Source organism: Spiribacter sp. 1M189 (assembly GCF_040838345.1).
Taxonomy (GTDB): domain Bacteria; phylum Pseudomonadota; class Gammaproteobacteria; order Nitrococcales; family Nitrococcaceae; genus Spiribacter; species Spiribacter insolitus.
This window is the reverse complement of the sequence record NZ_JBAKFF010000001.1, coordinates 796596-822699: the sequence shown is the minus strand read 5'-3', so window position 1 is coordinate 822699 and position 26104 is coordinate 796596. Positions and strand designations below refer to the sequence as shown.

General features: G+C 65.0%; 25 protein-coding genes and 3 tRNA genes. 12 read left to right on the top strand and 16 right to left on the bottom strand.

Features of this window, described 5'->3' with window-relative positions:
* The first annotated feature begins 22 nt into the window (after window positions 1-22).
* The 5 genes from pgsA to folM all read left to right on the top strand — a co-directional run bounded on the left by pgsA (window position 23) and on the right by folM (window position 1709).
* Entirely contained in the window at window positions 23-610 is a 588-nt protein-coding gene (gene pgsA / locus V6X30_RS04165) for a CDP-diacylglycerol--glycerol-3-phosphate 3-phosphatidyltransferase (RefSeq protein ID WP_367966753.1), read from the top strand.
* Between the two features lie 47 nt (window positions 611-657).
* Window positions 658-733 (top strand) — tRNA-Gly (locus tag V6X30_RS04160).
* A 40-nt stretch (window positions 734-773) separates the two neighbouring features.
* Window positions 774-847 (top strand) — tRNA-Cys (locus V6X30_RS04155).
* Between the two features lie 7 nt (window positions 848-854).
* A tRNA-Leu gene (locus tag V6X30_RS04150) sits at window positions 855-939 on the top strand.
* 32 nt (window positions 940-971) lie between these two features.
* Window positions 972-1709, top strand: coding sequence for a dihydromonapterin reductase (gene folM / locus V6X30_RS04145; RefSeq protein ID WP_367983384.1), 738 nt, complete (start codon window positions 972-974; stop codon window positions 1707-1709).
* A 38-nt stretch (window positions 1710-1747) separates the two neighbouring features.
* Here folM and fabB read toward each other — a convergent pair whose 3' ends face one another.
* From fabB to V6X30_RS04125, 4 genes are all read right to left on the bottom strand, one after another.
* The gene (fabB, locus tag V6X30_RS04140; RefSeq protein ID WP_367983383.1) at window positions 1748-2977 is read right to left on the bottom strand and encodes a beta-ketoacyl-ACP synthase I; all 1230 of its coding nucleotides are present in this window, start codon (window positions 2975-2977) and stop codon (window positions 1748-1750) included.
* Between the two features lie 12 nt (window positions 2978-2989).
* Window positions 2990-3508 (bottom strand): bifunctional 3-hydroxydecanoyl-ACP dehydratase/trans-2-decenoyl-ACP isomerase, encoded by a 519-nt coding sequence (gene fabA / locus V6X30_RS04135; RefSeq protein ID WP_367983382.1) that lies wholly within the window; start codon window positions 3506-3508, stop codon window positions 2990-2992.
* A 90-nt stretch (window positions 3509-3598) separates the two neighbouring features.
* Window positions 3599-5488, bottom strand: a complete 1890-nt coding sequence (dxs, locus tag V6X30_RS04130; protein WP_367983381.1) for a 1-deoxy-D-xylulose-5-phosphate synthase — start codon at window positions 5486-5488, stop codon at window positions 3599-3601.
* Window positions 5479-5943 carry a YcgN family cysteine cluster protein gene (locus tag V6X30_RS04125; protein WP_367983380.1) on the bottom strand — a complete coding sequence of 155 codons (465 nt, stop codon included), beginning with the start codon at window positions 5941-5943 and terminating at the stop codon, window positions 5479-5481. Before V6X30_RS04125 ends, dxs begins: the two co-directional genes overlap by 10 nt.
* A gap of 112 nt (window positions 5944-6055) precedes the next feature.
* On the opposite strand from V6X30_RS04125, the gene V6X30_RS04120 reads away from it, so the two are divergent.
* Complete coding sequence (locus V6X30_RS04120; RefSeq protein WP_367983379.1) at window positions 6056-7642, top strand: peptide chain release factor 3; 1587 nt, start codon at window positions 6056-6058, stop codon at window positions 7640-7642.
* 23 nt (window positions 7643-7665) lie between these two features.
* On the opposite strand, the gene V6X30_RS04115 is transcribed toward V6X30_RS04120, so the two are convergent.
* Window positions 7666-8310, bottom strand: coding sequence for a nicotinamidase (locus tag V6X30_RS04115; RefSeq protein WP_367983378.1), 645 nt, complete (start codon window positions 8308-8310; stop codon window positions 7666-7668).
* A gap of 144 nt (window positions 8311-8454) precedes the next feature.
* On the opposite strand from V6X30_RS04115, the gene V6X30_RS04110 reads away from it, so the two are divergent.
* A complete protein-coding gene (locus tag V6X30_RS04110; protein WP_367983377.1) occupies window positions 8455-9837 on the top strand; it encodes a DegQ family serine endoprotease in 1383 nt (460 codons plus the stop codon).
* A 95-nt stretch (window positions 9838-9932) separates the two neighbouring features.
* Here V6X30_RS04110 and V6X30_RS04105 read toward each other — a convergent pair whose 3' ends face one another.
* The 3 genes from V6X30_RS04105 to V6X30_RS04095 all read right to left on the bottom strand — a co-directional run bounded on the left by V6X30_RS04105 (window position 9933) and on the right by V6X30_RS04095 (window position 13047).
* Window positions 9933-10958, bottom strand: a complete 1026-nt coding sequence (locus V6X30_RS04105) for a class I fructose-bisphosphate aldolase (protein ID WP_367983376.1) — start codon at window positions 10956-10958, stop codon at window positions 9933-9935.
* A 72-nt stretch (window positions 10959-11030) separates the two neighbouring features.
* Complete coding sequence (locus V6X30_RS04100; protein WP_367983375.1) at window positions 11031-11759, bottom strand: TVP38/TMEM64 family protein; 729 nt, start codon at window positions 11757-11759, stop codon at window positions 11031-11033.
* Complete coding sequence (locus tag V6X30_RS04095) at window positions 11743-13047, bottom strand: DUF3422 family protein (RefSeq protein ID WP_367983374.1); 1305 nt, start codon at window positions 13045-13047, stop codon at window positions 11743-11745. The genes V6X30_RS04100 and V6X30_RS04095 overlap by 17 nt, the downstream gene beginning before the upstream one ends.
* A 98-nt stretch (window positions 13048-13145) precedes the next feature.
* On the opposite strand from V6X30_RS04095, the gene V6X30_RS04090 reads away from it, so the two are divergent.
* The gene (locus V6X30_RS04090; RefSeq protein WP_367983373.1) at window positions 13146-13811 is read left to right on the top strand and encodes a rhomboid family intramembrane serine protease; all 666 of its coding nucleotides are present in this window, start codon (window positions 13146-13148) and stop codon (window positions 13809-13811) included.
* Here the strand turns inward: V6X30_RS04090 and dusB are convergent.
* Window positions 13800-14807, bottom strand: a complete 1008-nt coding sequence (gene dusB / locus V6X30_RS04085) for a tRNA dihydrouridine synthase DusB (protein WP_367983372.1) — start codon at window positions 14805-14807, stop codon at window positions 13800-13802. The genes V6X30_RS04090 and dusB overlap by 12 nt on opposite strands.
* 313 nt (window positions 14808-15120) lie before the next feature.
* On the opposite strand from dusB, the gene V6X30_RS04080 reads away from it, so the two are divergent.
* Entirely contained in the window at window positions 15121-16080 is a 960-nt protein-coding gene (locus V6X30_RS04080; protein WP_367983371.1) for a D-2-hydroxyacid dehydrogenase, read from the top strand.
* A gap of 6 nt (window positions 16081-16086) precedes the next feature.
* A complete protein-coding gene (locus V6X30_RS04075; protein WP_367983370.1) occupies window positions 16087-16836 on the top strand; it encodes an SDR family NAD(P)-dependent oxidoreductase in 750 nt (249 codons plus the stop codon).
* On the opposite strand, the gene V6X30_RS04070 is transcribed toward V6X30_RS04075, so the two are convergent.
* On the bottom strand, window positions 16833-17456 hold the full coding sequence (locus V6X30_RS04070; protein WP_367983369.1) for a phosphoribosyltransferase: 624 nt from the start codon (window positions 17454-17456) through the stop codon (window positions 16833-16835). The genes V6X30_RS04075 and V6X30_RS04070 overlap by 4 nt on opposite strands.
* Before the next feature lie 138 nt (window positions 17457-17594).
* Between V6X30_RS04070 and polX the strand changes: the two genes are divergently transcribed.
* Complete coding sequence (polX, locus tag V6X30_RS04065; RefSeq protein ID WP_367983368.1) at window positions 17595-19334, top strand: DNA polymerase/3'-5' exonuclease PolX; 1740 nt, start codon at window positions 17595-17597, stop codon at window positions 19332-19334.
* Window positions 19335-19363: 29 nt separating this feature from the next.
* Window positions 19364-20566: a TraB/GumN family protein gene (locus V6X30_RS04060; RefSeq protein WP_367983367.1), complete on the top strand. Its 1203-nt coding sequence runs from the start codon at window positions 19364-19366 to the stop codon at window positions 20564-20566.
* Here the strand turns inward: V6X30_RS04060 and V6X30_RS04055 are convergent.
* Genes V6X30_RS04055 through fabF form a run of 6 tightly spaced genes read right to left on the bottom strand, consistent with a single transcriptional unit; the run spans window position 20563 to window position 26051 of the window.
* Complete coding sequence (locus V6X30_RS04055; RefSeq protein ID WP_367983366.1) at window positions 20563-21345, bottom strand: TatD family hydrolase; 783 nt, start codon at window positions 21343-21345, stop codon at window positions 20563-20565. The two genes, V6X30_RS04060 and V6X30_RS04055, sit on opposite strands and share 4 nt — an antisense overlap.
* Window positions 21342-22316 carry a DNA polymerase III subunit delta' gene (gene holB / locus V6X30_RS04050; protein ID WP_367983365.1) on the bottom strand — a complete coding sequence of 325 codons (975 nt, stop codon included), beginning with the start codon at window positions 22314-22316 and terminating at the stop codon, window positions 21342-21344. The genes V6X30_RS04055 and holB overlap by 4 nt, the downstream gene beginning before the upstream one ends.
* Entirely contained in the window at window positions 22309-22935 is a 627-nt protein-coding gene (gene tmk, locus V6X30_RS04045; protein WP_367983364.1) for a dTMP kinase, read from the bottom strand. Before tmk ends, holB begins: the two co-directional genes overlap by 8 nt.
* 4 nt (window positions 22936-22939) lie before the next feature.
* Window positions 22940-23959, bottom strand: coding sequence for an endolytic transglycosylase MltG (gene mltG, locus V6X30_RS04040; RefSeq protein ID WP_367983363.1), 1020 nt, complete (start codon window positions 23957-23959; stop codon window positions 22940-22942).
* Window positions 23956-24810 carry an aminodeoxychorismate lyase gene (gene pabC, locus V6X30_RS04035; protein WP_367983362.1) on the bottom strand — a complete coding sequence of 285 codons (855 nt, stop codon included), beginning with the start codon at window positions 24808-24810 and terminating at the stop codon, window positions 23956-23958. Before pabC ends, mltG begins: the two co-directional genes overlap by 4 nt.
* Complete coding sequence (fabF, locus tag V6X30_RS04030) at window positions 24807-26051, bottom strand: beta-ketoacyl-ACP synthase II (RefSeq protein WP_367983361.1); 1245 nt, start codon at window positions 26049-26051, stop codon at window positions 24807-24809. The genes pabC and fabF overlap by 4 nt, the downstream gene beginning before the upstream one ends.
* Window positions 26052-26104 lie beyond the last annotated feature (53 nt).

Genomic DNA, 26104 nt, shown 5'->3' with positions numbered 1-26104 from the left:
ACGGCGTGATAGGCTCAAAGCCATGGAAATGACCCTGCCGAACATCCTCACCTGGTTGCGGATCCTGATGATCCCAGTGCTGGGATTGCTCTTTCTGCTGCCCGCGCCCTGGGCGAACGCGGCCGCGGCGATTGTGTTCGCGCTGGCGAGCTTCACGGACTGGCTGGACGGCTTCCTGGCGCGCCGCTGGAACCAGGTCTCACCCTTCGGCGCCTTCCTCGACCCGGTGGCCGACAAGCTCATCGTGGCGATCGCACTGATTATCGTCGTCGTGGAGGCACCGACGGCACTGACCGCGGTACCGGCGGCGATCATCATCGGGCGCGAGATCGCGGTCTCGGCACTGCGGGAGTGGATGGCCGAGCTCGGTCAGCGATCCAGTGTGGCGGTCGGCATGGCCGGCAAGGTGAAGACGGCGGCGCAGATGGTGGCCATCGTGCTGCTCCTCTACCGCCACGAGATTGCCGGTATTCCGAGCTGGCCGGTTGGCCTGGTCCTGCTGTACATCGCCGCGGGGCTCACGCTCTATTCCATGGTGCTGTATCTCGGCGCTGCCCTGCGGACGCTGGATGGTATCGAGACATCCGGCAATGACCGCGAATCGGAATAGTCAGGGTTGACAGAAAAGCGGCTCTCACTAGAATAGTGATCTGCGACGCGGGAATAGCTCAGTTGGTAGAGCACAACCTTGCCAAGGTTGGGGTCGCGAGTTCGAGTCTCGTTTCCCGCTCCAGACAGATCACCCCGATCGTCCGCGGTCGGGGTTTTTTGATGGCTAGGTGGCAGAGTGGTGATGCAGCGGCCTGCAAAGCCGTGTACGCCGGTTCGATTCCGGCCCTAGCCTCCAGTCCTTCGCCCGGATGGCGGAACTGGTAGACGCACGGGACTTAAAATCCCGAGGCTTCGGCCGTGTGGGTTCGAGTCCCACTCCGGGCACCATCACTTGATTTGCAGCGACTGCAGGACAAGGGTTGCGCGACAGCCATCAACCGGAGCAGCCAATGACTTCCCCCATCCTGATCACCGGTGCGGGTCAGCGCATCGGGCTCGCGTTCGCGAAGCACTGCCTCGAACAGGACCTCCCCGTCATTGCCACCTATCGCACCCGTCGGCCTGCGGTGGATGAGCTGGCGGAGGCCGGCGCCCGTTGCCTCCACGCCGATTTCGGCACCGACCAGGGTATCGAGCACTTTCTCAACCGCCTCAAGGAAGAAACGGTCACCCTCCGGGCGATCATTCACAACGCCTCGGACTGGCTGCCGGAAAGCCCGGACTCGGATCCTGCCGAGGTGATGACGACGATGATGCAGATTCACGCCATGACGCCTTATCGCATCAATCTCGCCTGTCGACAGTTACTTGAAAACAGCGAGTCGGTCGCGGACATCGTCCACATGACCGACTACGTCGTCGAGAGAGGCAGCGCGAAGCATATTGCCTACGCTGCCAGCAAGGCAGCGCTGAACAATCTGACGCTGTCGTTCGCGCGTCTGATGGCACCCAGGGTGAAGGTGAACAGCATTGCGCCGGCGTTGATCATGTTCAACGAGGGAGACAGCGAGGCCTACCGGGAAAAAGCCCTGAAGAAATCCCTGCTGGGCATCGCGCCGGGCGAAGAGGCCGCCGTTCGCACGATACAGTTCCTTCTGGACAACCCCTACATCACGGGGCGCAGCATCGGCCTCGACGGGGGACGGCACCTCGTCTGAGGCGTTATCCCCTGCGGTTGATCCGTTTTCCCCGGACGTCAGTCCCCATATCGGCGGAACGCCAGCGTCGCATTGGTGCCGCCGAAGCCGAAGCTGTTGCTGAGTACCAGGTCCAGTGACTGGTCCGCCTGGGTTTCGGTCACCACCGGGTAGCCCTCGGCATCCGGGTCGAGGTTCTCGACATTCGCTGTGCCTGCGATGAAGCTGCCCTGCATCATGAGCAGGCTGTAGATCGCCTCCTGGACACCGGCGGCGCCCAGGGAATGACCGGTCAGCGACTTCGTTGAGCTCACCGGCGGCATCGACTCGCCAAAAACCGCCTCAAGGGCCCGCAGCTCGGTGATATCTCCAGCCGGGGTGCTTGTACCGTGGGCATTCACGTAATCCACCGGCTGGTCATGGCCCGCTTCGGCCATTCGCAGCGTTTCGGCGAGGCAGCGCTGCGCACCCTCACCGGAGGGCGCCACCATGTCATAGCCATCCGAGGTGGCCGCATAGCCCACCAGCTCGGCGAGGATCGGCGCGCCACGGGCTTGTGCATGGTCGAGGGATTCCAGTACCAGCATGCCGCCGCCACCGGCGATCACGAAGCCGTCGCGGTCACGGTCGAAGGGCCTTGAGGCCCGTTCCGGCGTCTCGTTGTAGCTCGTGGAAAGGGCACCCATCGCATCAAAGAGCATGGTCAGGCTCCAGTGCTCTTCCTCGCCACCGCCGGCGAAGACCACATCCTGCTTGCCGAGCTGGATCTGCTCCATGGCCGCCCCGATGCAGTGTGCACTCGTGGCGCAGGCCGAGGAGATACTGTAGTTGACGCCCTTGATGGCAAACGGGGTGGCCAGGCAGGCGGAGGTTGTGCTGCCCATGACCTTGGGGACCGCGAAGGCCCCGATCTTGCGTACACCGCGCTCGCGCAGCGTATCCGCGGCGCGTACGACGTTTTCGGTAGAGGCGCCACCAGAGCCGACGATCAGGCCGGTCCGGGGGTCGGAGACGGACTCCGCCGGCAGTTCAGCTTGCTCGATGGCCTGTTGCATGGCCACATAGGCGTAGCCCGCCGCATCGCCCATGAAGCGACGGGCCCGGCGCGGAATCGCCGCGTCGAGATCAATATCCGGTCGGCCTGCGATCTGACTCCGCAGGCCACGCTCCGCATAGGCGTCGTTGAAACGAATACCCGACCGACCCTCGCGCAGGGCGCGGGTCACGGTCGCCGTGTCGTTGCCGAGGCACGAGACGATGCCCATGCCGGTGACCACCACTCGCCGCAAGATTCTATCCTCCTAGAGGCTGCTTTGCGGATTCTGGAATAGACCGACTCTCAGGTCCATGGCCCGATAGATGACCTCGCCATCGACGGTGACCTGTCCGTCGGCAATCCCCATATACAGCTTGCGCCGGATGACGCGCTTGACGTCCAGCCGATAGTTGACCACGGCGTTATCCGGCAGGATCTGACCGGTGAACTTGACCTCGCCGCAGCCGAGCGCGCGTCCCTTGCCCTGACCACCGATCCAGCCGAGATAAAAGCCAAGAAGCTGCCAGAGCGCATCGAGCCCAAGGCAGCCCGGCATGACCGGATCGCCGGGGAAGTGGCAGCCGAAGAACCAAAGATCGGGCTTGACGGCCAGCTCGGCCTCGATGAGCCCCTTGCCGTATTCACCGCCATCATCGTCGATGTGCGTGATGGCATTGAACATCAGCATGTTGGGCACGGGCAGTTGCGGGTTGCCCGGGCCAAACAGTTCACCGTGCCCGCAGGCGATCAGTTCATCGTAGTTGTAACTGGATTTCTGATTCATGGGTATCCGCAGGCCACGACTCCCGCGACATGGCCCTGGCATGTCGGAGTGCGGCGGCATTGGGGGAAGGGCTTTCCAAGTCGCTGAACCCTACTGGCTGGAGACCGGGCTGACAACCTCACGGCCGAGCCATGCCACGATCCGGTCACGAACACCGGCCGTATCGAGGCCAACCAGTTCGAGCTGCTCATCGCGCTCACCGTGGTGTACGAAGCTGTCGGGCAGGCCGATATGCAGCAGCTCGCGCTCGAGCCGCATGGCCGCGAGAGCCTCGGCGACGCCCGCGCCGGCACCGCCGGCGGTGACGTTCTCCTCGAGCGTGATGATTCGCTCGTGCCGCTCGGCGATCTCACGGATGCAGGCCTCATCCAGCGGCTTCACGAAGCGCATGTTGACCACGGTGGCATCGATCTCCGCGGCGACGGCCTCGGCCGGCGCAACCATCGTCCCGAAGGCGAGGAGGGCGACATCCCGGCCCTCACGCCGGATCTCGGCACGACCCACCGGCAGGGTTTCGAGGGACTGGTCCGGAACGGCGCCGGGCCCCTTGCCGCGCGGGTAGCGCACCGAGGCCGGGCCATCAAGACTGAGGCCGGTGGAGAGCATCTGCCGGCACTCCCGCTCATCCGCCGGCGCCATGATGGTGAGGTTGGGCAGGCAGCGCATGTAACTGAAATCGAACACGCCATGATGCGTCGCGCCATCGGCGCCGACGAGCCCGGCGCGGTCCAGCGCGAAGAGCACCGGCAGATTCTGCAGGGCGATGTCGTGGATGAGCTGGTCATAGCCGCGCTGCAGGAAAGTCGAGTAGATGGCGAGCACCGGCTTCTCGCCCTCGCAGGCCAGACCGCCGGCCAGCGTCACGGCATGCTGTTCGGCAATGGCGGTGTCCAGATACCGGTCGGGGAAACGCCTGGCGAATTCCACAAGCCCCGAGCCCTCGCGCATGGCCGGGGTAATACCCCAGAGCCGGGGTTCCTGCTCGGCCATGTCGCAGAGCCAGTCACTGAACACCTCGGTGTAGGTGGGTGGCGCCGGCTCGGCCGATGACTTGAGGCCCGCGGCCGGGTCGAAGGCCTTCACGCCGTGGTAGGCGATGGGATTGGCCTCTGCCTTGGCGTAGCCCTTGCCCTTACGGGTGACGCAGTGAAGGATCCGTGGGCCGTCCATCTCGCGCAGCCGGCCGAGGACGGTCACCAGCTCGTCGACGTCATGGCCGTCCACCGGGCCGAAGTACTGGAAGCCGAGTTCCTCGAAGAAGGTGCCCGGTACCAGCATGCCCTTGACGTGTTCCTCAGCCAGTTTGGCGAATTCGCGCATGGGGGTGGGCATATGTTCGAGCATGTTCTTCGCCTCGGCGCGGAAGTTGCCGTAGACCCCGCCGGCGAGCAGCCGGGCGAAGGTCTTGTTGAGCGCACCGACATTCTCGGAGATGGACATTTCATTATCGTTGAGGACGACGAGCAGGTCGGGGCGGACGTCGCCGGCATGGTTGAGCGCCTCGAACGCCTCGCCGGCGGTCAGGCCGCCATCGCCGATGACCGCGCAGGTCTTGCGCTGATCGCCCCGGTTGCGGCTCGCGAGCGCCATGCCGAGGGCGGCGCTGATCGCGGTGCTGGAGTGGCCGACGCCAAACGTGTCGTAGGGGCTTTCGTCGCGCACCGGGAAGCCCGCCGGGCCATCGATCTTGCGCACCCGGCTGATCTCTCGCCGCCGTCCGGTGAGGATCTTGTGGGGATAGCACTGATGGCCGACATCCCAGACCAGCCGGTCGTAGGGGGTGTTGAGCACGTAATGCAGCGCGACGGTGAGCTCCACCGCGCCGAGCCCAGCCGCCAGGTGCCCCCCGGAGCGGGCGACGCTCTCAAGCAGGAAGTCCCTGAGCTGCTCGGTGAGGCGCGGCAGCTGGCCCTGGGGCAGTTCCCGCAGGTGGGCCGGCTCGTCGATCCCCTCCAGAAGCGGGTAGGCACTCATGTCCATGGCGTCTCCTCCACGTAATCCTCGAGCGCCGCGTTGTCGCCGAGCGCTTTCTCGTTGACCAGTTCACCCCGCACGGATATCCCCGCCTCGTGCACCGTTTCCGGGTCGCCGGATACCAGCGGATGCCACCAGGCCAGGTCGCGTCCCTCATGAAGCCGGCGATAGGCGCAGCTGGCCGGCAGCCAGTCGAAGCGGGCCACCTTCTCCACGGTGAGCTGGATGCAGTCCGGCACCGCGGCGTGGCGGTTGTCATAGTCGCTGCAACGGCAATCATGCGTGTCGAGAAGCTGACAGGCCACCCGCGTCGGGAACACCTCGCCGGTGTCGGCGTCCTCGAGCTTGTGGCGGCAGCATTGACCGCAGCCGTCGCAGAGCGCTTCCCATTCCGGCCAGGAGAGCTCGGCCAGCGTCTTGCGTTGCCAGAATGGTGCCGTATTCGAAATCACAGCCCCCATTGTAAACCGCCCGGGTCAAATTCGTGAGCTTTTCCGGCATAATGACTGGCGAACCATCGTGGCTCGACCGGGTCGTGTCGGGCCAACCTGCATCGAACAGCATCCAGCATTAATGTCAGACAACATCATTGCCCGCGAGGCGGCCCGCCGTCGCACTTTCGCCATCATCTCCCATCCTGATGCCGGCAAGACCACGGTGACCGAGAAGCTCCTGCTCTTCGGTGGCGCCATCCAGCTCGCGGGGACGGTCAAGGGGCGCAAGTCCAACCGTCATGCCACCTCCGACTGGATGGAGCTCGAGAAGGAGCGGGGCATCTCGGTGACGTCCTCGGTCATGCAGTTCCCTTACCGCGAGCGCATCGTCAATCTGCTCGACACGCCCGGCCATGAGGACTTCTCCGAGGACACCTACCGCACCCTGACCGCGGTGGACTCGGCGCTGATGGTGATCGATGCGGCGAAGGGCGTTGAGGACCGGACCATCAAACTGATGGAGGTCTGCCGGTTGCGGACCACACCGATCATGACCTTCATGAACAAGCTCGACCGCGAGGGCCGGGACCCCATGGACCTGATGGACGAGGTCGAGCGGATCCTGAAGATCCGCTGCGCCCCGGTGACCTGGCCCATTGGCATGGGCAAGCGCTTTCGCGGCGTCTTCCATCTGCTGGACGATCGAGTGCATCTCTACGATGCCCACCACGACGGCGGCATCCAGCAGGGCGAATCCATCGACGGACTGGATAACCCGCGCCTTGATGAAGTGCTCGGTGACCAGGCGCAGGAGCTGCGCGACGAGGTCGAGCTGGTGCGCGAGGCGGGCAATGCCTTCGATCAGGCGGCCTATCTCGCCGGCGAGCTCACGCCGGTATTCTTTGGCTCGGCGATCAATAATTTCGGCCTGCGTGAGCTGCTTGATCGGTTTGTCGAGCATGCCCCGCCGCCCCAGCCACGCGAGACTGAGTCGCGGGTTGTCGAGCCCGAGGAGACCACGCTGAGTGGTTTTGTTTTCAAGATCCAGGCCAACATGGACCCCAATCATCGCGATCGCATCGCCTTCATGCGGGTCTGCTCCGGCGCCTTCGAGCGCGGCATGAAAGTCCGCCATGTGCGTATCGGCAAGGATGTGAAGATCGCCAACGCCATCACCTTCCTCGCGTCGGATCGGGACCATGTGGAAACCGCCTATCCGGGGGACATCATCGGGCTGCACAACCATGGAACGATCCGCATCGGGGACACGTTCACCCAGGGCGAGGCGCTTAAGTTCGCGGGTATCCCGAACTTTGCCCCGGAGCTCTTCCGCCGGGCGGTGCTGCGGGATCCCATGCGCATGAAGGCGCTGCAGAAGGGCCTGGTTGAGCTCTGCGAGGAGGGCGCCTCGCAGCTGTTCCGGCCGCTGGTCAGTAATGACCTGATCGTCGGGGCGGTGGGGGCGCTGCAGTTCGACGTCGTCGCCTTCCGGCTGAAGAGCGAGTACGGCGTTGACTGCCAGTTCGAGCCGGTCGGCGTCTCCACCGCCCGCTGGGTCGACAGCGACGACCCGAAGCAACTGGCCCGTTTCCGGGACCGCCAGCAGGAGAACCTGGCCGAGGATGTCTCGGGGGCACTGACCTACATCGCGCCGTCACGGGTCAACCTGCAGCTGACCGAGGAGCGCTGGCCCGACATCGAATTCCGGGCCACACGCGAACACTGACCCCGGACGCCGGGGCCGGCCGATCAGTCGCCCAGTCCGTTGCCGCGGATCACCCGCACGCCGGCCTGATCCAGGTCGGTACGCACGTCCGGGTCGCCGTTGCCGTCCACCGGTCGGGTGAGGTCCCAGAGGAAGCCGGTCTCGAAGCCAGCGGCGGCGCCGTCGAGGGCCGTCCATTTCAGGCAGTAATCCCGCGCGAGTCCGCAGCAGTCGACGGCGGTGATGCCGCGGTCGCGAAGCCAGCCGGCCAGTCCGGTGGCCGGCCGCTCGCCGTTGCTGTTCCAGTTGTTGAGAAAGCCGCTGTAGCTGTCCACCCAGGGGTCTTCGCCCTTGCGGATGATGACACTGGCCATTTCCCAGGGCAGGTCGGCGTGAAGCTCGGCCCCGGGCGTGGTCTGAACACAGTGATCCGGCCAGAGCACCTGATCATGCCCGTAGAGTGAGATCACGCTGAAGGGCTCCGCATCGTGCGTATTGGCGAAGGAGACATGGCCCGGCGGATGCCAGTCCTGGGTGGCGGCGATGTCGCTGTAGCGTCCGCTCAGCATGAGCTCGCGGACCGCCGGGATGATCGAGCTGCCGTCCTCGGTGGCCAGCGCCCCGCCTTCCATGAAATCGGGCTGCATATCGACGACCAGCAAGGCCTTGCGTCGAGTCTCATCGCTCATATTCACTCCGTTCACTGGTATTGGCGACGTTCACCGCCGAGGGTGGGGGCGATGGGTGGCGGGTGTAAACCGGATACCTTGAAAAAACCCGCTGGCGACCACAATAAGGTTTTTGAGTGATCGCTGTCTGGAGAACATGTAACGATGCCAACCCTCACCCGTTTCGCCCCGGCTCGACGCCTACTGGCGGTGGCCACCCTGCTGCTGCTTGCTGTGCCGATGACCGCGCCGGGTCAGATCATCAATCCCGACGGGAGCATGCCCAGTCTCGCGCCGCTGGTGGAGCAGGTTTCGCCGGCGGTGGTGAACATCTCGACCTCGGGAACTGTGGAGGCGCAATCCAATCCGCTGCTCAACGACCCGTTCTTCCGGCGCTTTTTCGACGTGCCGGAACAGCCTAGGCAGCGCCAGGTGCAGTCCCTGGGCTCCGGCGTGGTGGTGGATGCCGATGCCGGTTATATCCTCACCAATCACCATGTCATTGCCAACGCCGATCAGATCCAGATCACCTTCAATGACGGTCGTGAGCTGGAAGCCGAAACTGTCGGTTCCGATCCCGAGACGGACATCGCCGTGCTGCAGGTCAACGCGGACGCTCTCGCCGCACTGCCCATGGCCGACTCCGACGAGTTGCGGGTCGGTGACTATGCGATGGCCATCGGTAATCCGTTTGGTCTTGAACACACCGTGACCACCGGTGTTGTCAGCGGGCTGGAGCGGACGCTTCCCGGTAACGGCGGCGCCCGACTGCAGAGCTTTATCCAGACCGATGCCTCGATCAATCCCGGCAACTCCGGCGGCGCACTGATCAATCTGCGTGGTGAGCTGGTGGGGATCAACACGGCGATCCTTTCTCGCAGCGGCGGCAATATCGGCATCGGGTTCGCCGTCCCGGTGAATATGGCCCGCCAGGTCATGGAGCAGATCATCGAGTACGGCGAGGTCCAGCGCGGGGTGCTGGGCGTAAGGGTCCAGGATCTGACCCCGGAGATGGCCGAGGCGTTTGATATCGAGCGCCCGAACGGCGCGCTCGTCGCCCAGGTGACACCCAATTCACCAGCCGCAGAGGCCGGGCTCGAGGCGGGTGACGTTATCGTGGAGGTGAACGGGACGCCAGTATCCGATGCCAACGCCATGGCCAATGCCATCGGCTTGCTGCGCATCGGCGATGAGGTGAACCTCGCTTATGTGCGCGACGGAGAGAGACGTACGACCACCGCTATTGTGGCGGATCCGGCGACCAGGCAGGTAAGTGCCGATTCCATGCATCCGGGACTCGCCGGGGCGACCTTCAGCGAGGTGGATGAGCGCTCACCGCTGTTCGGGGAAGTCCGTGGCGTGCTGGTGGCCGAGGTGGCGCCCGGAAGCCCGGCAGCGGAATACCTCCGCCCCGGCGACGTCATCACCTCGGTGAACCGGCAGGATGTGCGCTCCCTGGCGGAGTTCCGCGATCGTGTGGAAGGCGCGGATCAGCTGTTGCTGAACGTGCGCCGCGGCAGTGGCGCCTTCTTTATCGTGATTCGCTGATGCGGTTCGTCCAATGGGTGACCTGCCCATGAAAAAAGGCTGGCACCGATGGGATGCCAGCCTTTTCATATTGCTGCCTTTCTGCCGTCGCTGGATCAGGCGGATGTCGTCTCCATCGACGGATCGTATTCACCCTTGCGTGCCAGCGAGTTGAGCCTGGCGCGATGCAGGAAGGCGCGCTGTGCCGCTTCCTTGTTGGCCGGATCGCCGTTCCATGCGGCCTGAACGGGATTCTGCAGCGCTCGGCTGTAGGAGAAGCTCAGCACCCAGGGCTTGGCTCCGTCGGCACGGTTCATCGCGTTGAGATTGGCGGTGGCCTCCTCGCAGGTCTGGCCCCCGGAGAGGAAGTTGATGGTCGGCACCGCCGCCGGGACCGTCCGGCGCAGCACCCGTAGCGTCTCTTCGGCGCAGACCTCGGGGCTCGGCCGCGGCTGGCTCTTGCCGGGCAGCACCATATTCGGTTTGAGGATCATGCACTCGAGGATGACATTGTGCCGGCGCAGTGCCGAGAAAACGGCGCTCTGGGCCGCTTCAGTCACCTCGGCGCAGCGCGCCATGTCATGGTCGCCATCCATGAGGACCTCGGGCTCGACGATCGGCACCATGCCGCGTGACTGGGCGATGGCAGCATACCGGGCAAGCACCTCCGCATTGGCCTCGAGCGCCTGGCTTCCCGGCGTATGGGCCGTAATGCTGTAGACGTTACGCCACTTGGTGAACAGCGCGCCCTGATCGCGGTAGCCGTCCAGGCGGTCGCCCAGATTGTCCAGGCCCTGCGTCACCTTCTCGCCGCCGCTGCCGGCGAGCTCAACCAGGCCCTTGTCCACCTTGATCCCCGGAACGATGTCCTGCCGTTCGCAGGCCTCCGGGATCATGACGCCATCATCATTACGCTGCCCCAGCGTTTCCTCGAAAAAGATGATGCCGCTGACATATTCGCCAATACCCGGCGTGCTGGAGAGCAGGCTACGGTAGAAACGCCGGTTCTCTTCGGTGGACTCGATGCCATGGTCGGACAGTCGCTTGGTGATGGTGGGGTAGCTCTCATCGGCGGCCAGAATGCCCCGTCCGGGACTGGTCAGGCGTTCGATGGTGCGCTGCATTTGCCCGATGTGATCCATGGTTCTCAGTCCTCCTTGCACAGGTGATTTTGGCAGCGAAGTCTAAAGGGGTTTGCCCCGGCAGACCAGTCATTACTGTTCCGTATCATCGCCCGAGGCGGGCGCGTACCGGCGCATCCAGCGCCGCATTGCATAAAAGACGAGCATGCTGAACGCCCCTAACGTGGTCAGCACCATTAAACCGCCCAGATCCGGTTCGAGGAGCAGACGCTTGGTCTGGTTGCCGACCGCCGCGATGATGGCGATCCCCGGGACCGTGCCGATGAGCGTGCCGCTGAGATAGGGCCAGAAGCCGATGGCCGAGGCGCCCGAGAGCAGGCTCACGGCATGGAAGTGCGCGACTGGCATGACGCGCAGAGCGGTGACGATCATTGTTCCATGCCGCCCCGCCTGGGCATTAAGGCGTTTCAGCGTGGGGCCGCCGAGGCGTCGCAGCGGTTCCGCGCCCAGCAGACGGCCGAGCAGAAAGCTGCTCACTGCCGAGGCGATGGTTCCAGTGTTCGCCAGCATGAAGCCGCCGACCGGGCCGTAGACGATGATCGTGGCGACCACCATGACGGTCAGCGGCACAAACGCGATCCCGGCAGCGATATAGAGCAGGATGACGACGGGAACCGCCCAGGGCTGTTCCCGGAGCCGGCTGCCGATCTCGAGCAGACGGCCCAGCTCGGTATAGGCCTCGAGGTTGTACACCTGCCAGAGGGCAACCATGCCACTGGCGATGGCTACAGCGATGGAAATCCGCCAGAGCAGCGGCCAGCGGCGCCGAATGGCCTCGCGCCATTCAGCCCGCGTCGGCATCGTCGCGCAGAGCCTTACCTCGCACCCGGCGCATACCGATGGCCACGATGGTGACGACCACCGGAATGCTGAGGGCAGTGGCGATATCAGCCTCGATTCCCAGCCCAGACTCACTCAGGCCCTTGAACGCATAGCCAAAGAGCGAGACTGCGTAGTAGCTGATGATGACGACCGAGAGCCCCTCCACCGTTTCCTGGAGCCGCAGCTGCAGTCGGGCGCGACGGTTCATGGAATCGAGGAGGTCACGGTTCTGGGCCTCGAGGGCGACGTCCACCCGGGTCCTTAGCAGATTCGCGGCGCGACTGACGCGGCTGGAAACCCGTTCCAGGCGCTCACCCATATGCACACAGGTATCCAAAGCCGGCGCCAGTCGCCGCTCCATGAACTCATCCAGCGTGCTCATGCCCTCGATGCGCTGCTCGCGGAGGACCTTCAGACGCCGGCGCACCAGCGTCCCGTAGGCGGCGGTGGCGCTGAAGCGGAAGTTGGTCCGCGCCATCATGCGCTCAACCCGGGCCGAGAGCTCGGAGAGCGCAGTCAGCAGCTCGCGCTCATCGGCGAGTTCGGCGACGGTGGAGAGTCGGTCCATGAGGGTCCCCAACCGGGATTCCATATCGGTGATATCCGGGGACAGCTCACGCGCAAGCGGGAACCCCAGTAATGCCATGAACCGGTACGTCTCGAGCTCCAGAAGGCGCTGGACGAGTCGTCCGGCCTGCATGGGGTTGAGCGCCTCATCCACCACCAGGAAGCGCAGAAATCCGTCGCTGTCGGCGAGAAAGTCCGTCCACACCGTGGCAGCGCCCCCACTGCACCGGCTGCCGGCGAGGCTATCGGGCTGGAAGCAGCGGGCGAGGGCGGCCTGGCTGGTATCGGCTCGGGCCGCCGGCACAAGGCTGACATGCATCGCCGCAAGCAGTTCGCCCGGCAGCCCCGGTAGCCATTGAGCGGGAAGCCGTTGCATGGCCGGTGCGGCGAACGGCTCCGATTCATCGCCGTTGACGAACACCGTGTAGGTCGAGAACTCGGTGTGACGCTCCCAGCGCAGGCGAAATCCGCGGGCCTCGAGGATGAAGTGACCGGCCTCGGCGTCGGGCGGATCAATCTGCAGCCGCTCGCAGAGCTCGGTCATGTGCGCGACCTCCGCACTGCGGCCACTGGTTCCGGTATGCAGTACCAGGTGGGATACCTGCAACGGTCCGTCGAGGCTCTCGAACGGACGCGCATGCGCCTCGCGGAGCAGCGCGTCACGCAGCGGATGAGCCGTAATGCCCGTGTTGTCGGCCATGGTTCCGATGAGTCCTCGGCGGTGATGCGCGCACGCTAACGCCGGCCAGCGTCGCGGACAAGTGGCGTGCGTCCCGTTGGCCGCCGTATCATGCCGCCATGGGACCACGAAATCTGAATGATACGCCGGTCGTGCTCACGATGCTGATAGCCAATGGGCTCGGCTTTGTGGCCTATCTGCTGCTCGGCCCCGCCATGGTGGTCGGCTTCGGCCTCTGGCCCCTCGGCACGGAAGGCCTGAACGCCCGCCTCGGCGGGGGTGGCATCCCCGGATTCGAGATCTGGCAGTTGCTGACCTACGGATTTCTGCATGGCGGCATGCTGCATCTGTTCGTGAATATGTTCGCGCTGTGGATATTCGGCACTGCGCTGGAGCGCTTCTGGGGCTCGCGACCGTTTCTGGTTTACTATCTGGTCTGCCTGGTGGGCGCCGGCCTGATTCAGCTCATCGTCGCCACCATGGCGGCGGACAGCGGCAGCATCTACCCCACCATCGGGGCATCCGGGGCGGTCTTCGGGATCCTGCTCGGTTTCGCGATGATGTTCCCCAATCAGCAATTGATGCTGCTATTCCCGCCCATACCGATCAAAGCGAAGTATTTCGTCATCCTCTACGGTGCGTTCGAGCTCTATGCCGGGGTGACCGGCTCAATGTCGGGTGTGGCGCACTTCGCCCATCTGGGCGGCATGGCCTTCGGTCTGCTCATGATTATCTACTGGCGTGGCCAGTTGCCGATCAAGCCGCGGCGGCGGTTAATGCGCTGATTCGACCACGGGCTGTGCCGGATCGACACAGCCCGTCACAGCGGCGATCGCCTCCGCGGCGAGGCTCAGCTGCCGGTCAGCCTGATCGACGCCCATCAGTTCCCGGCGCCAGGCCTCACCGCCTGGCAGCCCCTGCAGATACCAGCCAATGTGCTTGCGGGCCACCCGGACGCCCTGAACCGGCCCATAGAATTCGTGCAGCGCCCGCAGATGACCCAGCATCCAGGCCTGGATCTCGGCGGCCGCGGGAGGGGGCAGGCGCTCGCCGGTGTCGATGAAATGCTGCGCCTCGCGGAATATCCACGGTCTGCCCTGGGCGGCGCGGCCGATCATGACGGCGTCGCAGCCCGTACGCTCGAGCAATCGGCGCGCCTCGGCTGGGGTCGTAATATCCCCGTTGCCGATTAACGGGATATCAATGACTTGCCTGACGGCTGCCAGGGTCTGGTGCTCTGCCTCGCCGCGGTAATGCTGATCGCGGGTCCGCCCATGCAGCGCCAGGGCGGCGATACCGGCTTTTTCCGCGATTCGCGCGACGCGGACCGCGTTACGCTGATCGGCGCTGGGGCCAGTGCGGATCTTCAGCGTCACCGGGACATCCACTGCTGCCACCGCGGCGTCAAGAATGCGCCCGACCAGCACCTCATCGGCGAGCAATGCCGAACCGGCCAGCTTGCGATTCACCTTTTTGGCGGGGCAGCCCATGTTGATGTCGATGATCTCGGCGCCCTGGTCGGCGTTGAATCGCGCTGCTTCTGCCATTGTGCCGGGATCGGCCCCGGCGATCTGGACAACGCGGGGCGAGGGTTCGCCGCGATGGTCTCGCTTGAGGCGGGATTTCCGTGTCTCGCGCAGCGCGGGGTTGGAGGCGACCATCTCTGAGGCGGCGAGCGCGGCGCCGAGCCGGCGGCAGAGCACGCGGAAGGGCCGGTCGGTGACGCCCGCCATGGGGGCGAGGAAGACGACACCTTCGATTTTGTGCGGGCCGATCTGCATTCGAGCAGCATAGCGGTTGCGAATCTTGTCCACAAAACCTGTGGATAAGATTGTGGATGCTTTACCGATGATCGGCCCAAAGCCCTTGTAACATGCGGGGTCTCGTCAAATTGGATGAATCTTCGCCAGATCTTACTTATCCAATAATAACAATAGCTTGCAGGTTATAAATTAGAATATGCTTTGTCACATTCGCCCAAATGCCTTATCCCGTCATCGCGCGTCGCAGCAAAGCGCCATCGCACCGCAACTGTGCATAACCCGGTGCCTTCGGTAAGCTTTGGGACAGGCATTGGCAGCATATGGGCAGAACATGGCACGGGCGGTTTTCCTCGATCGAGATACCCTGGAACATGGCGATCTGGATTTCCGGGCGCTGGATGCACTGTGCCCCGACTGGGTCAGCCATGGCCGAACGTCGCCGGATCAGCGTGTCGAGCATATCGACGGCGCGGAGATCATCATCACCAACAAGGTGGTGATTGACGCGGCAACGCTGGACGCCTGCCCATCGCTTGGTCTGATCAATGTGGTGGCGACCGGTGTCGACAACATCGATGTCGCGGCGGCCCGGGCTCGCGGGATAACGGTGACCCATTGCCGCGGCTACGGCACCGAGGCGGTCAGTCAGCACGCCATTGGGCTCATGCTGGCGCTGTGTACACGACTGGTGGACTACGTCGATGCGGTCGGTCGTGGGCGCTGGGAACAGTCACCGGATTTCTGCTTCCTCGACTATCCGATCAGGGAGCTGGCTGGGCAGACGCTGCTCGTGGTCGGTTACGGGACGCTGGGCGCGGCGGTTGCGCGAAAGGCCGAGGCCCTCGGTATGCGCGTGATCATCGCGGAGCGTCCCGGGGTGACGACGCCACGGGAAGGGCGCGTTCGCTTTGAGGACGGCATCACCGAGGCGGATATCGTGACGCTGCATTGTCCGCTGACGGAAACCACCCGGGAGATGATTGATGCGGCGGTGCTGAGGCGGATGAAATCCAGTGCCTTGCTGATCAACACCGCCCGGGGCGCGCTGCTGGACGAGAAGGCGCTGGTCGAGGCGCTGCGCACCGGCGAGATCGCCGGGGCAGGGCTGGATGGGCTATCTAAGGAGCCGCCGGTGGCGGGCAATCCGCTGCTGGCGGCGGGGCTGCCGAATTTCTTGATCACGCCGCACAGTGCGTGGGGCAGCCAGCGCGCACGACAGCGGATCGTGGATCAGAGTGTCGAGAATATCCGTGGCTGGCTCGACGGCGAGCCGGTACGGCGTGTGGATTGAGGGCGGATGAAAATGACGCAGACTGTTTCGGTCATCACCGGTGGCGGCACCGGTATTGGCCGTGCGCTCGCCCTGCGACTGGCGGGACGGGGGCATATCGTTGTGGTGGCGGGACGTCGTCGCGGCCCCCTGGATGAGCTGGCAGCGCTGCAGACGGGCGTTGAGCCCTGTCAGGCGGATATCAGTACGGAGGATGGCCAGGCGGCCCTGCGGGCGGCGGTCGGCGAGCGGCCAGTGCGCTTTCTCGTTCACAATGCCGGGGTTATTGATCCGGTCGGACCGCTTCTCTCACAGTCAGCCCAGGCCATTCGCCGAAGCCTCGCGATCAATCTCGAGGCGCCGATTGCACTGACCCGCCTGATGAGCCCGCAGATGGAGGAGGGCGGCCGTATCCTGAATATCTCCTCTGGCGCCGCCCATCGTGCGCTACCGGGATGGGGCGCCTACTGCACCAGTAAGGCGGCGCTCTATATGGTCTACGAAGTCCTCAAGCAGGAGCTTGCCGGTAGTGGCGTCGCCATCGGCAGTCTGCGCCCGGGGGTGGTGGATACCCCCATGCAGTCGTTGATCCGGGCCCAGGATGCGTCCGATTTCCCAGCCGTGGAGCGCTTCCGCGCACTCAAGGAGATGGGCGGGCTGACCAGCCCGGAAGCGGTGGCCCGCTTCATTGACGCGGTCCTTGAGGTGCCGGCAGAGCGATTCAGCGCGGCGGAGTGGGATATCCGCGAACACTGGGATGCCGTTATCCCAGGCTAGTCGGGGAGGATCCTTTCCACTTCCTCGTCGCTGACCTGCGGGAACTCGCCAAAGGCCTGGCTGACCGCCATGAACCCCGCTGGCTGACTCGGGCAGATCACGCCATCGGCGACTTCCTTCAGTTGCCGGATGACCTCCGGCGCGGCGACACCGAGTGCAATGGTGACGCTGGCCGCCTGATCCCTACGCACCGCATTCACGGCGGCGACGACCGTGGCGCCCGTCGCCGCGCCGTCGTCGACGACGATGACATCGCGGCTCGAAAGCCGCTGGCGGGGCTTGCCATAACGTCGACGGCGGGCGATAAGAACGGCCTTTTCCTCTTCGATCTCCTGGTGGACGGCATCATCATCCACCGACGCATCAACTCCGTCGGAAAGCGTCACCTGACCGGTCTCGTCGACCGAACCGATGGCATATTCGGGATTGCCCGGGGCGCGGATCTTGTGCACGAGGACGACGTCCAGCGCGGCGCCCAGGCGCCTTGCCACAATGTCTGCCATTGGTACACCACCGCGGGGGATGCCGAGCACCACCGGATCCGTCCAGCTCTGGTCGGAGAGGATGTCGGCCAGCCGATTGGCGGCTTCGATACGATTGCGGTAGTGAACAGCGGCCATGGCTATTCGAGGGCAGTGGGTACCTGAGGTTCCGGAGCAGGTCTCCGTCTCATCGGCGTTTCGCCATTAATCTATTATTTAACATAATATATATTATACGCAGTGAACGGTGGGTCCAGGCGGGACTTCATATTCCCTATGCCCGTGCGTAATCGCGATATCGCCAACGCCTTCGAGACTCTCGCGGACCTGCTGGAGATTGGTGAGGCTAATCCCTTCCGGCTGCGCGCCTACCGCAACGCCGCGTCCACCGTCCGCGATCAGTCGCGCCCGATCCGTGACATGCTGGCCGCCGGCGAGGATCTCAGCGAACTGCCCGGTATCGGTGATGACCTTGCCGGCCAGATCGAACGCTACGTCGAAACCGGTCATCTGGCCGGACTCGATGCCGCCACCGACCGGCTGCCGGCCGGCCTGACCGCATTGCTGGATATCAATGGAATCGGCCCCAAGCGTGCCCATGCGCTCTATGAAGGCCTCGGCATCACCAGCGTTGAAGCGCTCGCCAAGGCGGCCCGCGACCAGCGCATTCGGACACTGCCGGGGTTTGGCGAGAAAACCGAGCAGCGGATCCTCTACGAGATCGACCGCCAGGCCCGTCATTCGCCGGCGCGTACCCTGCTGGCGGACGCGGAGGAAATGGCGGAACCGCTGTTGGACTGGATCCGACAGCGCTCCGGCGTCGATCAGGCGGCCATTGCAGGCAGCTACCGACGTCGCCGGGAGACTGTGGGCGATCTCGACGTGGTGGTCACGGCAGGCGATCCGGCGACGGTCTCGCGCGCCGTCACCCACTACGACGATGTCGCGGAGGTCATCTCCAGCGGCGAGACGCGTACGACGCTGCGTCTACGGGGTGGCCTGCAGGTCGATATTCGGGTCGTGCCGGATGGCGCCTATGGGGCCGCGATGCACTATTTCACCGGGTCGCGGGATCACAACATTGCCCTGCGCCGGCGGGCCCAGGCGCGTGGATTCAAGCTTAATGAGTATGGGCTTTTCAAGGATGAACAAACGGTTGCTGGTGATACCGAAGAATCAGTCTACAAATCGCTCTCGCTGCCCTGGATTGCGCCGGAACTGCGCGAGAATCGCGGCGAGATTGAGGCCGCTGAAAACGATGCACTGCCAGGGCTGATTGAACGGCAGGACATCCGCGGCAATCTGCATACCCATACCACGGCATCCGATGGCAAGGCGGATCTGGCGGAAATGGCCGAGGCCGCGCAGGATCGCGGATGGGGGTATCTCGGGATCAGCGACCACTCCCGGGCCGTTCGAGTGGCCCACGGACTGGATTCCGATCGGCTGGCCCGACAGATCGATGAAATCGATGCCCTCAATGAGCGATTCGATGATCTGGTCATCCTCAAGTCCTGCGAGGTCGATATCCTGAGCGATGGCGCGCTGGACCTGCCCGATGCCATTCTCGAGCGTCTAGACTACGTCATCGGTGCCATACACAGCGATCTGGCGCTGGCGCGCCGGGCGCAGACGGAGCGCCTGCTTGAGGCCATGGCCCATCCGCTCATGCGCATCATCGCCCACCCCACCGGGCGGCTGATCGGTCAGCGGGGTCCGATTGCGCTGGATCTGGACCGCGTGTTCGAGGCGGCCATTGACAACCATATTGCGCTTGAAATCAATGCCCAACCGAAACGTCTTGATCTCAATGATCAGGATGCCCGGGCGGCCCGGGATGCCGGTGTCATGCTGGTCATCGGGACCGATGCGCACAGCCCGGCGCAGTTGGATTTCATGCGACACGGCGTGGATCAGGCCCGACGGGCCTGGCTCTCGGCCAGTGACGTACTCAATACGCGGCCCGTCGGCGATTTGCGCAAGCTGCTGGCACCCGGGCGGTCGGCTGGTGGATAATCGCGGGCTGGCAAGCAGCAGGCGAAGACATGCATCCGGCCGAGGACACCCATCTCATCCGCGAGGTCACCGTCGGTAATACGACAATCGTGCTGCTTGGCACCGCGCATGTCTCGGCGCAGAGCGTGGTCGACGTGCGCCGGGAGATTGATCGCGAAGACTATGACGCGGTGGCGGTGGAGCTCTGCGAGAGCCGCTATCAGAGCCTGATCGACCCCGCCGCCCTGGAGAAACTGGATCTGTTCCAGGTGCTGCGCAGCGGCCGGGCTGGAATGGTCATCGCCAGTCTGGCGCTAGGTGCCTATCAGCAGCGCCTTGCGGATCAGTTCGATATCCGCCCCGGCGCCGAACTCGAGGCGGCGGCGCGGGGCGCCAGGCGGCGTCGCCTCCCCCTTCTGTTGATCGACCGCGATATCGGCACCACGCTCAAGCGCATCTACCGGGGGGTGCCCTGGTGGCAGCGGCCGTCCCTTTTCATGGGCCTTTTCGGAAGCCTGTTCTCGCGGGATGAAGTCAGTGCCGCGGATATCGAGAAGCTCAAACAGGGCGACATGCTTGAGGCGACGTTCAGCGAATTCGCCGCCGGCTCATCCACCCTGTTCGAGCCGCTGATCGCCGAGCGTGACCGTTACATGGCCGCCCGTCTGCTGGAATCGATCGAGGAGGCCGAGACGCCGCCGCGCCGGGTGCTGGCGGTGGTGGGCGCCGGTCATCTGGCGGGACTCGAGGCGGCGCTGAGCGAGGGGATCGCCGAGCCAACGCCGGTTCGCCAGGCGCTTGAGACCATCCCGCCGCCGGCACGCTGGCCGAAAGTCATACCATGGGTGGTCGTGGCCGTCATACTGGCCGGTTTCGGTATTGGCTTCAGCCGCAGCAGCGATCTGGGTTGGCAGCTGGTCACGGACTGGGTCCTGATCAACGGCGGGCTCTGCGCACTGGGCGCCGCTCTCGCCCGCGGTCATCCCTTTACCGTCATCGGTTCTTTTCTGGCGGCCCCCCTGACCTCGCTCAATCCAACGATTGGTGCGGGCTTCGTGGCGGCGGCGATTGAGTTGTTCAGCCGTCGCCCGCGGGTGGAGGACTTCCGGAGTCTCCGTGAGGCGGTCGCCGACTGGCGTGGCTGGTGGCGGAACCGGGTTGCAAGGACCCTGTTGGTATTCCTGTTTGCCACCATCGGCTCTGCCGTGGGGACCTACCTGGCCGGCTTCCGCATCATCGAGCAGCTCGTCTAGCCGGAGACCACCGCGGCTTGAGCCCGCGGGAAGCAGGCAAAAAAGTTCTCCGCCGTGCGATCGGCCACCTGCACCGCCGGCATTTTCTTCAGGTCGGCCAGGCATTCGATGACCTCCTGCACCCAGGCCGGTCGGTTCTCCTGTCCGCGGTGCGGGACGGGCGCCAGGTAGGGGCAGTCGGTTTCCACCAGCAGTCGGTCCATCGGCAGGTCCCGTGCGGTCTCACGCAACGCCCCGGCGCGCCGGAAGGTGAGGATGCCGGACAACGACAGGTAGAAGCCCAGATCGAGCATGCCCCGGGCGATCCCGGCATCCTCGACAAAGCAATGGATAACGCCGCCGACCTCCTCGGCGCCCTCCTCCTGGAGAATACGAAGCGTGTCCGCCGGCGCCATGCGGCTGTGAACGATGATCGGGCGACAAGCCTGTCGTGCCGCCTCGATATGGCGGCGAAAACGCGCCTGTTGCCAGCCGTAGTCCCCCGGACCGGCGCCATAGTCGAGACCCGTCTCGCCAATGGCGACAACATCCGGGTGATCCGCCATGGCCGCCAGCGTCTCCGCTGATGGGTCGGCACCCTCGCCACAGGGGTGGACCCCGACCGAGGTGAATACCTCCGGGTGACGTTCGCTGAAGGCGATCAGGACATCCCTTTCCTCGGCAGCGACGGCCACGTTCAGGAAGGCATCCACACCCGCCCGTTTTGCCTCGTCGAGCGCCACATCAGCGCTCTCCGGGCGTTCGAGGAGGTGGAAATGACAATGAGAGTCAACAATCATCCTTCACTCCAGACGAGAAAAAGCGCTTCCATGGACAGCTCCCGGCTGAGACTCTGCCCAGCGGCCGCGCGCAGCGCCAGCAGACGATCGGAGATACGGCTGATCCGTTTCAGATCGAGCCTTGCCTGCAGCGCCGGCGCATCGGCGAGGCCGACAACGCCGGAAGCCGGGTCGGCCTGGGCGCGCATCAGCTGAACGCTGAGCCTCTGCATCAGCCGTGTCGTCTCCAGAGCGCCCACGGCCTGCCATTCCGCGGCTGCCTCCACCACGCCGCGGCGACCGGATACGACATCGTCGATGGCGGTCACCAGGCTGTCCAGCCGCTGGGTCCCCGTCTCACCGGCGAGCACCAGTGCGGTCAACGGACTGCCGCCCGCCAACTCCAGCATCTGGCCGGCCTCCGCAACGCCCTGCGCCCGCAACCAATCAATCGCCAGCGCCGGGGCCGGCGTGCCAAGCCGGTAGTGCTGGCAGCGGCTGCGGATCGTTGCGCTCAATCGTCCCGGTTCGTGGCTGACGAGGATGATCACCATGCCGGTCGGCGGTTCCTCCAGGGTCTTGAGCAGGGCGTTGGCGGTGTTTCGGTTCATCGCCTCGGCGGGCATCACCAGCGCCACGCGATAGCCGTCGTACTGGCTCGTGCGATGGCTGAACTCGGTCAGTGCGCGGGCTGATTCGATCTTGAGGATGCCGCTGCCATCGGCCTCCGGCTCGATCAGCATCTGATCCGGATGGCTGCCGGCGATGCGCAGGCGGCAGCCGCGGCAGGTGCCGCAGGCCGCGTCGGCTCCGGGTGCCTCGCAGAGCAGCCGGGCCATCATGGCGAGCGCTAATTGCCGTTTGCCTGTGCCGGCGGCACCGCCGAGCAGGATGGCATGTGCGAGGCGTCCTGACTCGACCGCGCTCAGGAAGCGCCGCCAGGCCTCGGCCTGCCATGGCAGCGGTGCCTCGACCTCGCGGACGTCATCCACCAAATCGGGCCTCCAGTGCGGCGATAATGCCGTCTCTGACCTCAGCCGGCGGGCCACTGGAGTCAACGCGCCGCACCCGGTCGGGTTCATCCGCCGCGATGGCGGCGTAGCCACGACGCACTGCCTTGAAAAAACCGGCTCGCTCGGATTCGAAGCGATCGGGCAGGCTGCGCCCCGCCGCCCTCTCAAGGCCGAGTGCCACTGGCAGATCCAGCCACAGGGTCAGGTCCGGGGCGAGGTCCGCGTGGGTCCATTCGCCAAGCGACCGCACGCGGTCTATGCCAAGCCCCCGGCCCATGCCCTGGTAGGCGACGCTGGCGTCGGTGAAGCGGTCGCAGATCACCCATTGGCCGGCTGCCAGGGCGGGCCGGATGACCCGCTCGAGGTGCTCGGCGCGGGCGGCGAACATGAGCAGCACCTCGGCCTCGGCCGACATGCCCCCATCCCGATGTCGCAGCAGGACCTCGCGGAGCTCCTCACCGAGGTCTGTCCCGCCGGGCTCGCGGGTGAGCCGCGGGTCGCCCCCCTGCCCCTTCACCCAGTCGCGGATGATGTCGATCGCCGTCGTCTTGCCGGCGCCTTCGATGCCCTCCACAGTGATGAAACGCCCGTCTCCCATGGGCCTAGCCTCCCTGTCCCAGCTGGTAGCGACGCACGGCTGCGTTATGTTCATCCAGCGTGGCTGAGAAGACATGGCTCCCATCGCCGCGGGAGACAAAGTAGAGACTGTCACCCTCGGCTGGATCGACGGCGGCCCGGATCGCTGCGGCCCCGGGTAGCGCGATCGGCGTGGGTGGGAGTCCGTGGCGGGTATAGGTGTTGTATGGCGTATCGGTTCGCAGATGGATGCGCCGCAGATCGCCGTCAAATGCCTCGCCCAGGCCGTAGATGACCGTCGGATCGGTCTGCAGTCGCATGCCGCGCTCAAGCCGACGGCTGAAGACACCGGCGATCCGGCGCCGCTCCTCGGCCAAGCCCGTCTCCTTTTCGATGATGGAGGCGAGGATCAGCGCCTCATCCGCGCTTTCGATGGGTAGCCCGTCGGCCCGGTTCTGCCAGGCGTCGTCCAACGTCGCCTCCAGCGCGCGATTCGCCCTTCGCAGGATATCGATATCGGATATCCCGCGCGGGAAGTGATAGGTCTCCGGAAGGAAACGCCCTTCCGCGGGGATCGAGCCGCGGTCAATCGCGGCCATGATCTGCGACTCGGTGGCATCGGCCTCGAGGGTGCGCCTGACGGCCGGATGCGCATGCACGGCGGCGAGCAGCTCATCAAAACGCCAGCCCTCGATGAGGGTGAGCGAATACTGAACGACCTCGCCATTGACCATGCGCCGAACCAGATCGGCCGCGGTCGTGCCGGGCTCAATTGCATACTCACCGGCCTGTATGCGGTTCGCCATACCGTTCCATCGCGCATAGAGACGCAGTAGCCAAGGGTGGTCAATCAGCCCGCGATCCGAGAGCTGCCCGGCAACCGCGGCGAAACTGCTCCCGGCGGGGACTTCGATCACCGCGGACTCGTCTGTCTCCAGCGGCGTCCCCTCGATCCGCTCGACGGCGAGCGCGAAGGCAAGCGCTGCGAGGACCGACAGCGCCAGCAGCATCACGCCGGCCGCGATGGTGCCGCGCCGCCGGGTCACTGCGCCATCACTCCGGGCATCAGGGCGAGTCGATGGTCGGCAATAAGCGCCTGGAGCCACTGAGCCCGCGCCGAGCGCCGCAGAGGACTGCGCTCGATGCGACGGACGGACCAGAGCCCGATGAGGCTGTTGGTAAGCATGACGCCGTCAGATGTCATCAAAGCCTCCGCATTCAACGCTGCGCGCTCGACGGCGATGCCGCTCGACTGCGCGCGGGAGATGAGCCACTGCTGCATGATGCCATCCACGCCGCATGCCCGCGTATCCGGGATCAGCAGTCGGTCACCCGCGTCAACGATAATATTGCATGAGGTCGCTTCGATGACCTCTTCGCGGGTCGAGCGCATCAGTCCCTCAGCGATGGTCGAGTCCTGCCACTCCGCGCGGGCGAGGACCTGTTCCAGGCGGTTGAGATGCTTGATGCCCGCGAGCGCCGGCTGGATGGCGAGCCGGGTGTCGCACCAGCGCACGTCGATGCCGTCCCGCCACCACTCGCTCGGCCGTCGCGGCGCGGGCAGGATACGGGCGATCCGCGTGCAGCGGAGCGATGTCGGTGGTGCGTAACCCTGGCCACCCACACCCCGAGTGACACTGAGGCGCAGTACGCCGTAGCACGGCAGGTCGATTTGATCGAGATCGGACTGCCACTCGTCCTGGTCCGACGGAGGGAGGCCGAGGCGCTGACAACCCCGTTGCAGACGCTGGAGATGCGCCGGGAGCAGCCGGGGCTGCCCATCGACCACCGCAATGGTCTCGAAGAGACCGTCACCATAGGCGAGGCCACGATCCGCCACGGCAATGCTGGCCGCCGGACGGCCATCCACCAGGCAGTCGATGTCGCGCCGGCTCACGCGTCCAGGGCGCGGAAGATCACGGTGCCGTTGGTCCCACCAAAGCCGAACGAATTGGAGAGCGCCGCGCTTATCTTCTGGTCGCGGGCCTCGTGCGGCACGAAGTCCATATCGAGGTCCTCGTCCGGCGCATCCAGATTGATGGTGGGCGGTAGCACTCCGTCGCGCATGGCAAGGAGGGTGAATACGGCTTCCACGCCGCCGGCGGCACCCAGCAGATGCCCGGTCATGGACTTGGTCGAGCTGACCGGCAGCCGTCTCGCGCGCTCCCCGAAGCTGCCCATCACCGCCTGCACCTCAGCGCGGTCGCCGGCAGGGGTGGAGGTGCCGTGGGCATTGATGTAATCGATTTGATCAGGGTTCATTCCGGCATCCTTCAATGCCAGGTCCATGCAGCGCTGAGCCCCTTCCCCGCTGTCAGCAGGCAAGGTCATATGATGGGCATCGCCGCTCATGCCAAAGCCGGCAACCTCGGCGTAAATGGGGGCACCCCGCTGCCGGGCGTGTTCATACTCCTCCAGCACGAGGATGCCGGCTCCATCGCCGAGGACGAAGCCGTCACGGTCGCGATCCCAGGGCCGGCTTGCCCCCTCGGGATCGTCATTGCGGGTAGAGAGTGCCCGGGCCGCGGCGAAGCCGCCGAGCCCGGTGGGTGTGGTAGCGAATTCGGCGCCGCCGGCGATCATGGCATCGGCATCGCCATAGGCGATCATGCGGGCGCTCATGCCGATATTGTGCGTGGCCGTGGTGCAGGCCGTTACTGTCGCGACATTCGGACCCTTGGCGCCCAGCAGGATGGACAGGTTGCCCGAGACCATGTTGATGATCGCGCTGGGGATGAAAAAGGGAGTGATCCGGCGAGGCCCCGACTCGAGATAGCTTTTATGGCCTTCCTCGATCGAGTGGATGCCACCGATGCCGGAGCCCACCGAAATCCCGATGCGTTCGGCGTTGGCTTCGGTGATCTCCAGCCCGGAGTCGCCGAGCGCATCCACGGCGGCGGCGATGCCGTAATGGATGAACGGATCCATCTTGCGGGCGTCCTTGCGACTGATATACGCGGTGACATCAAAGTCCCGGATCTCGCCACCGAAACGCACTGCAAACTGTTCGGTATCGAAACGCGCGATCGGTGCGATGCCACTCTCGCCGCTTTTAATTCGGTCCCACGCAAGCTCGATCCCGTTCCCCACCGGGGAGACAATGCCGAGTCCCGTGACGACGACCCTTCTTCCGTTCACCCGCGTAATCTCCCGCTCAGTGTTCCGGGCATGCAAACAGGGCCGGTCAAAGC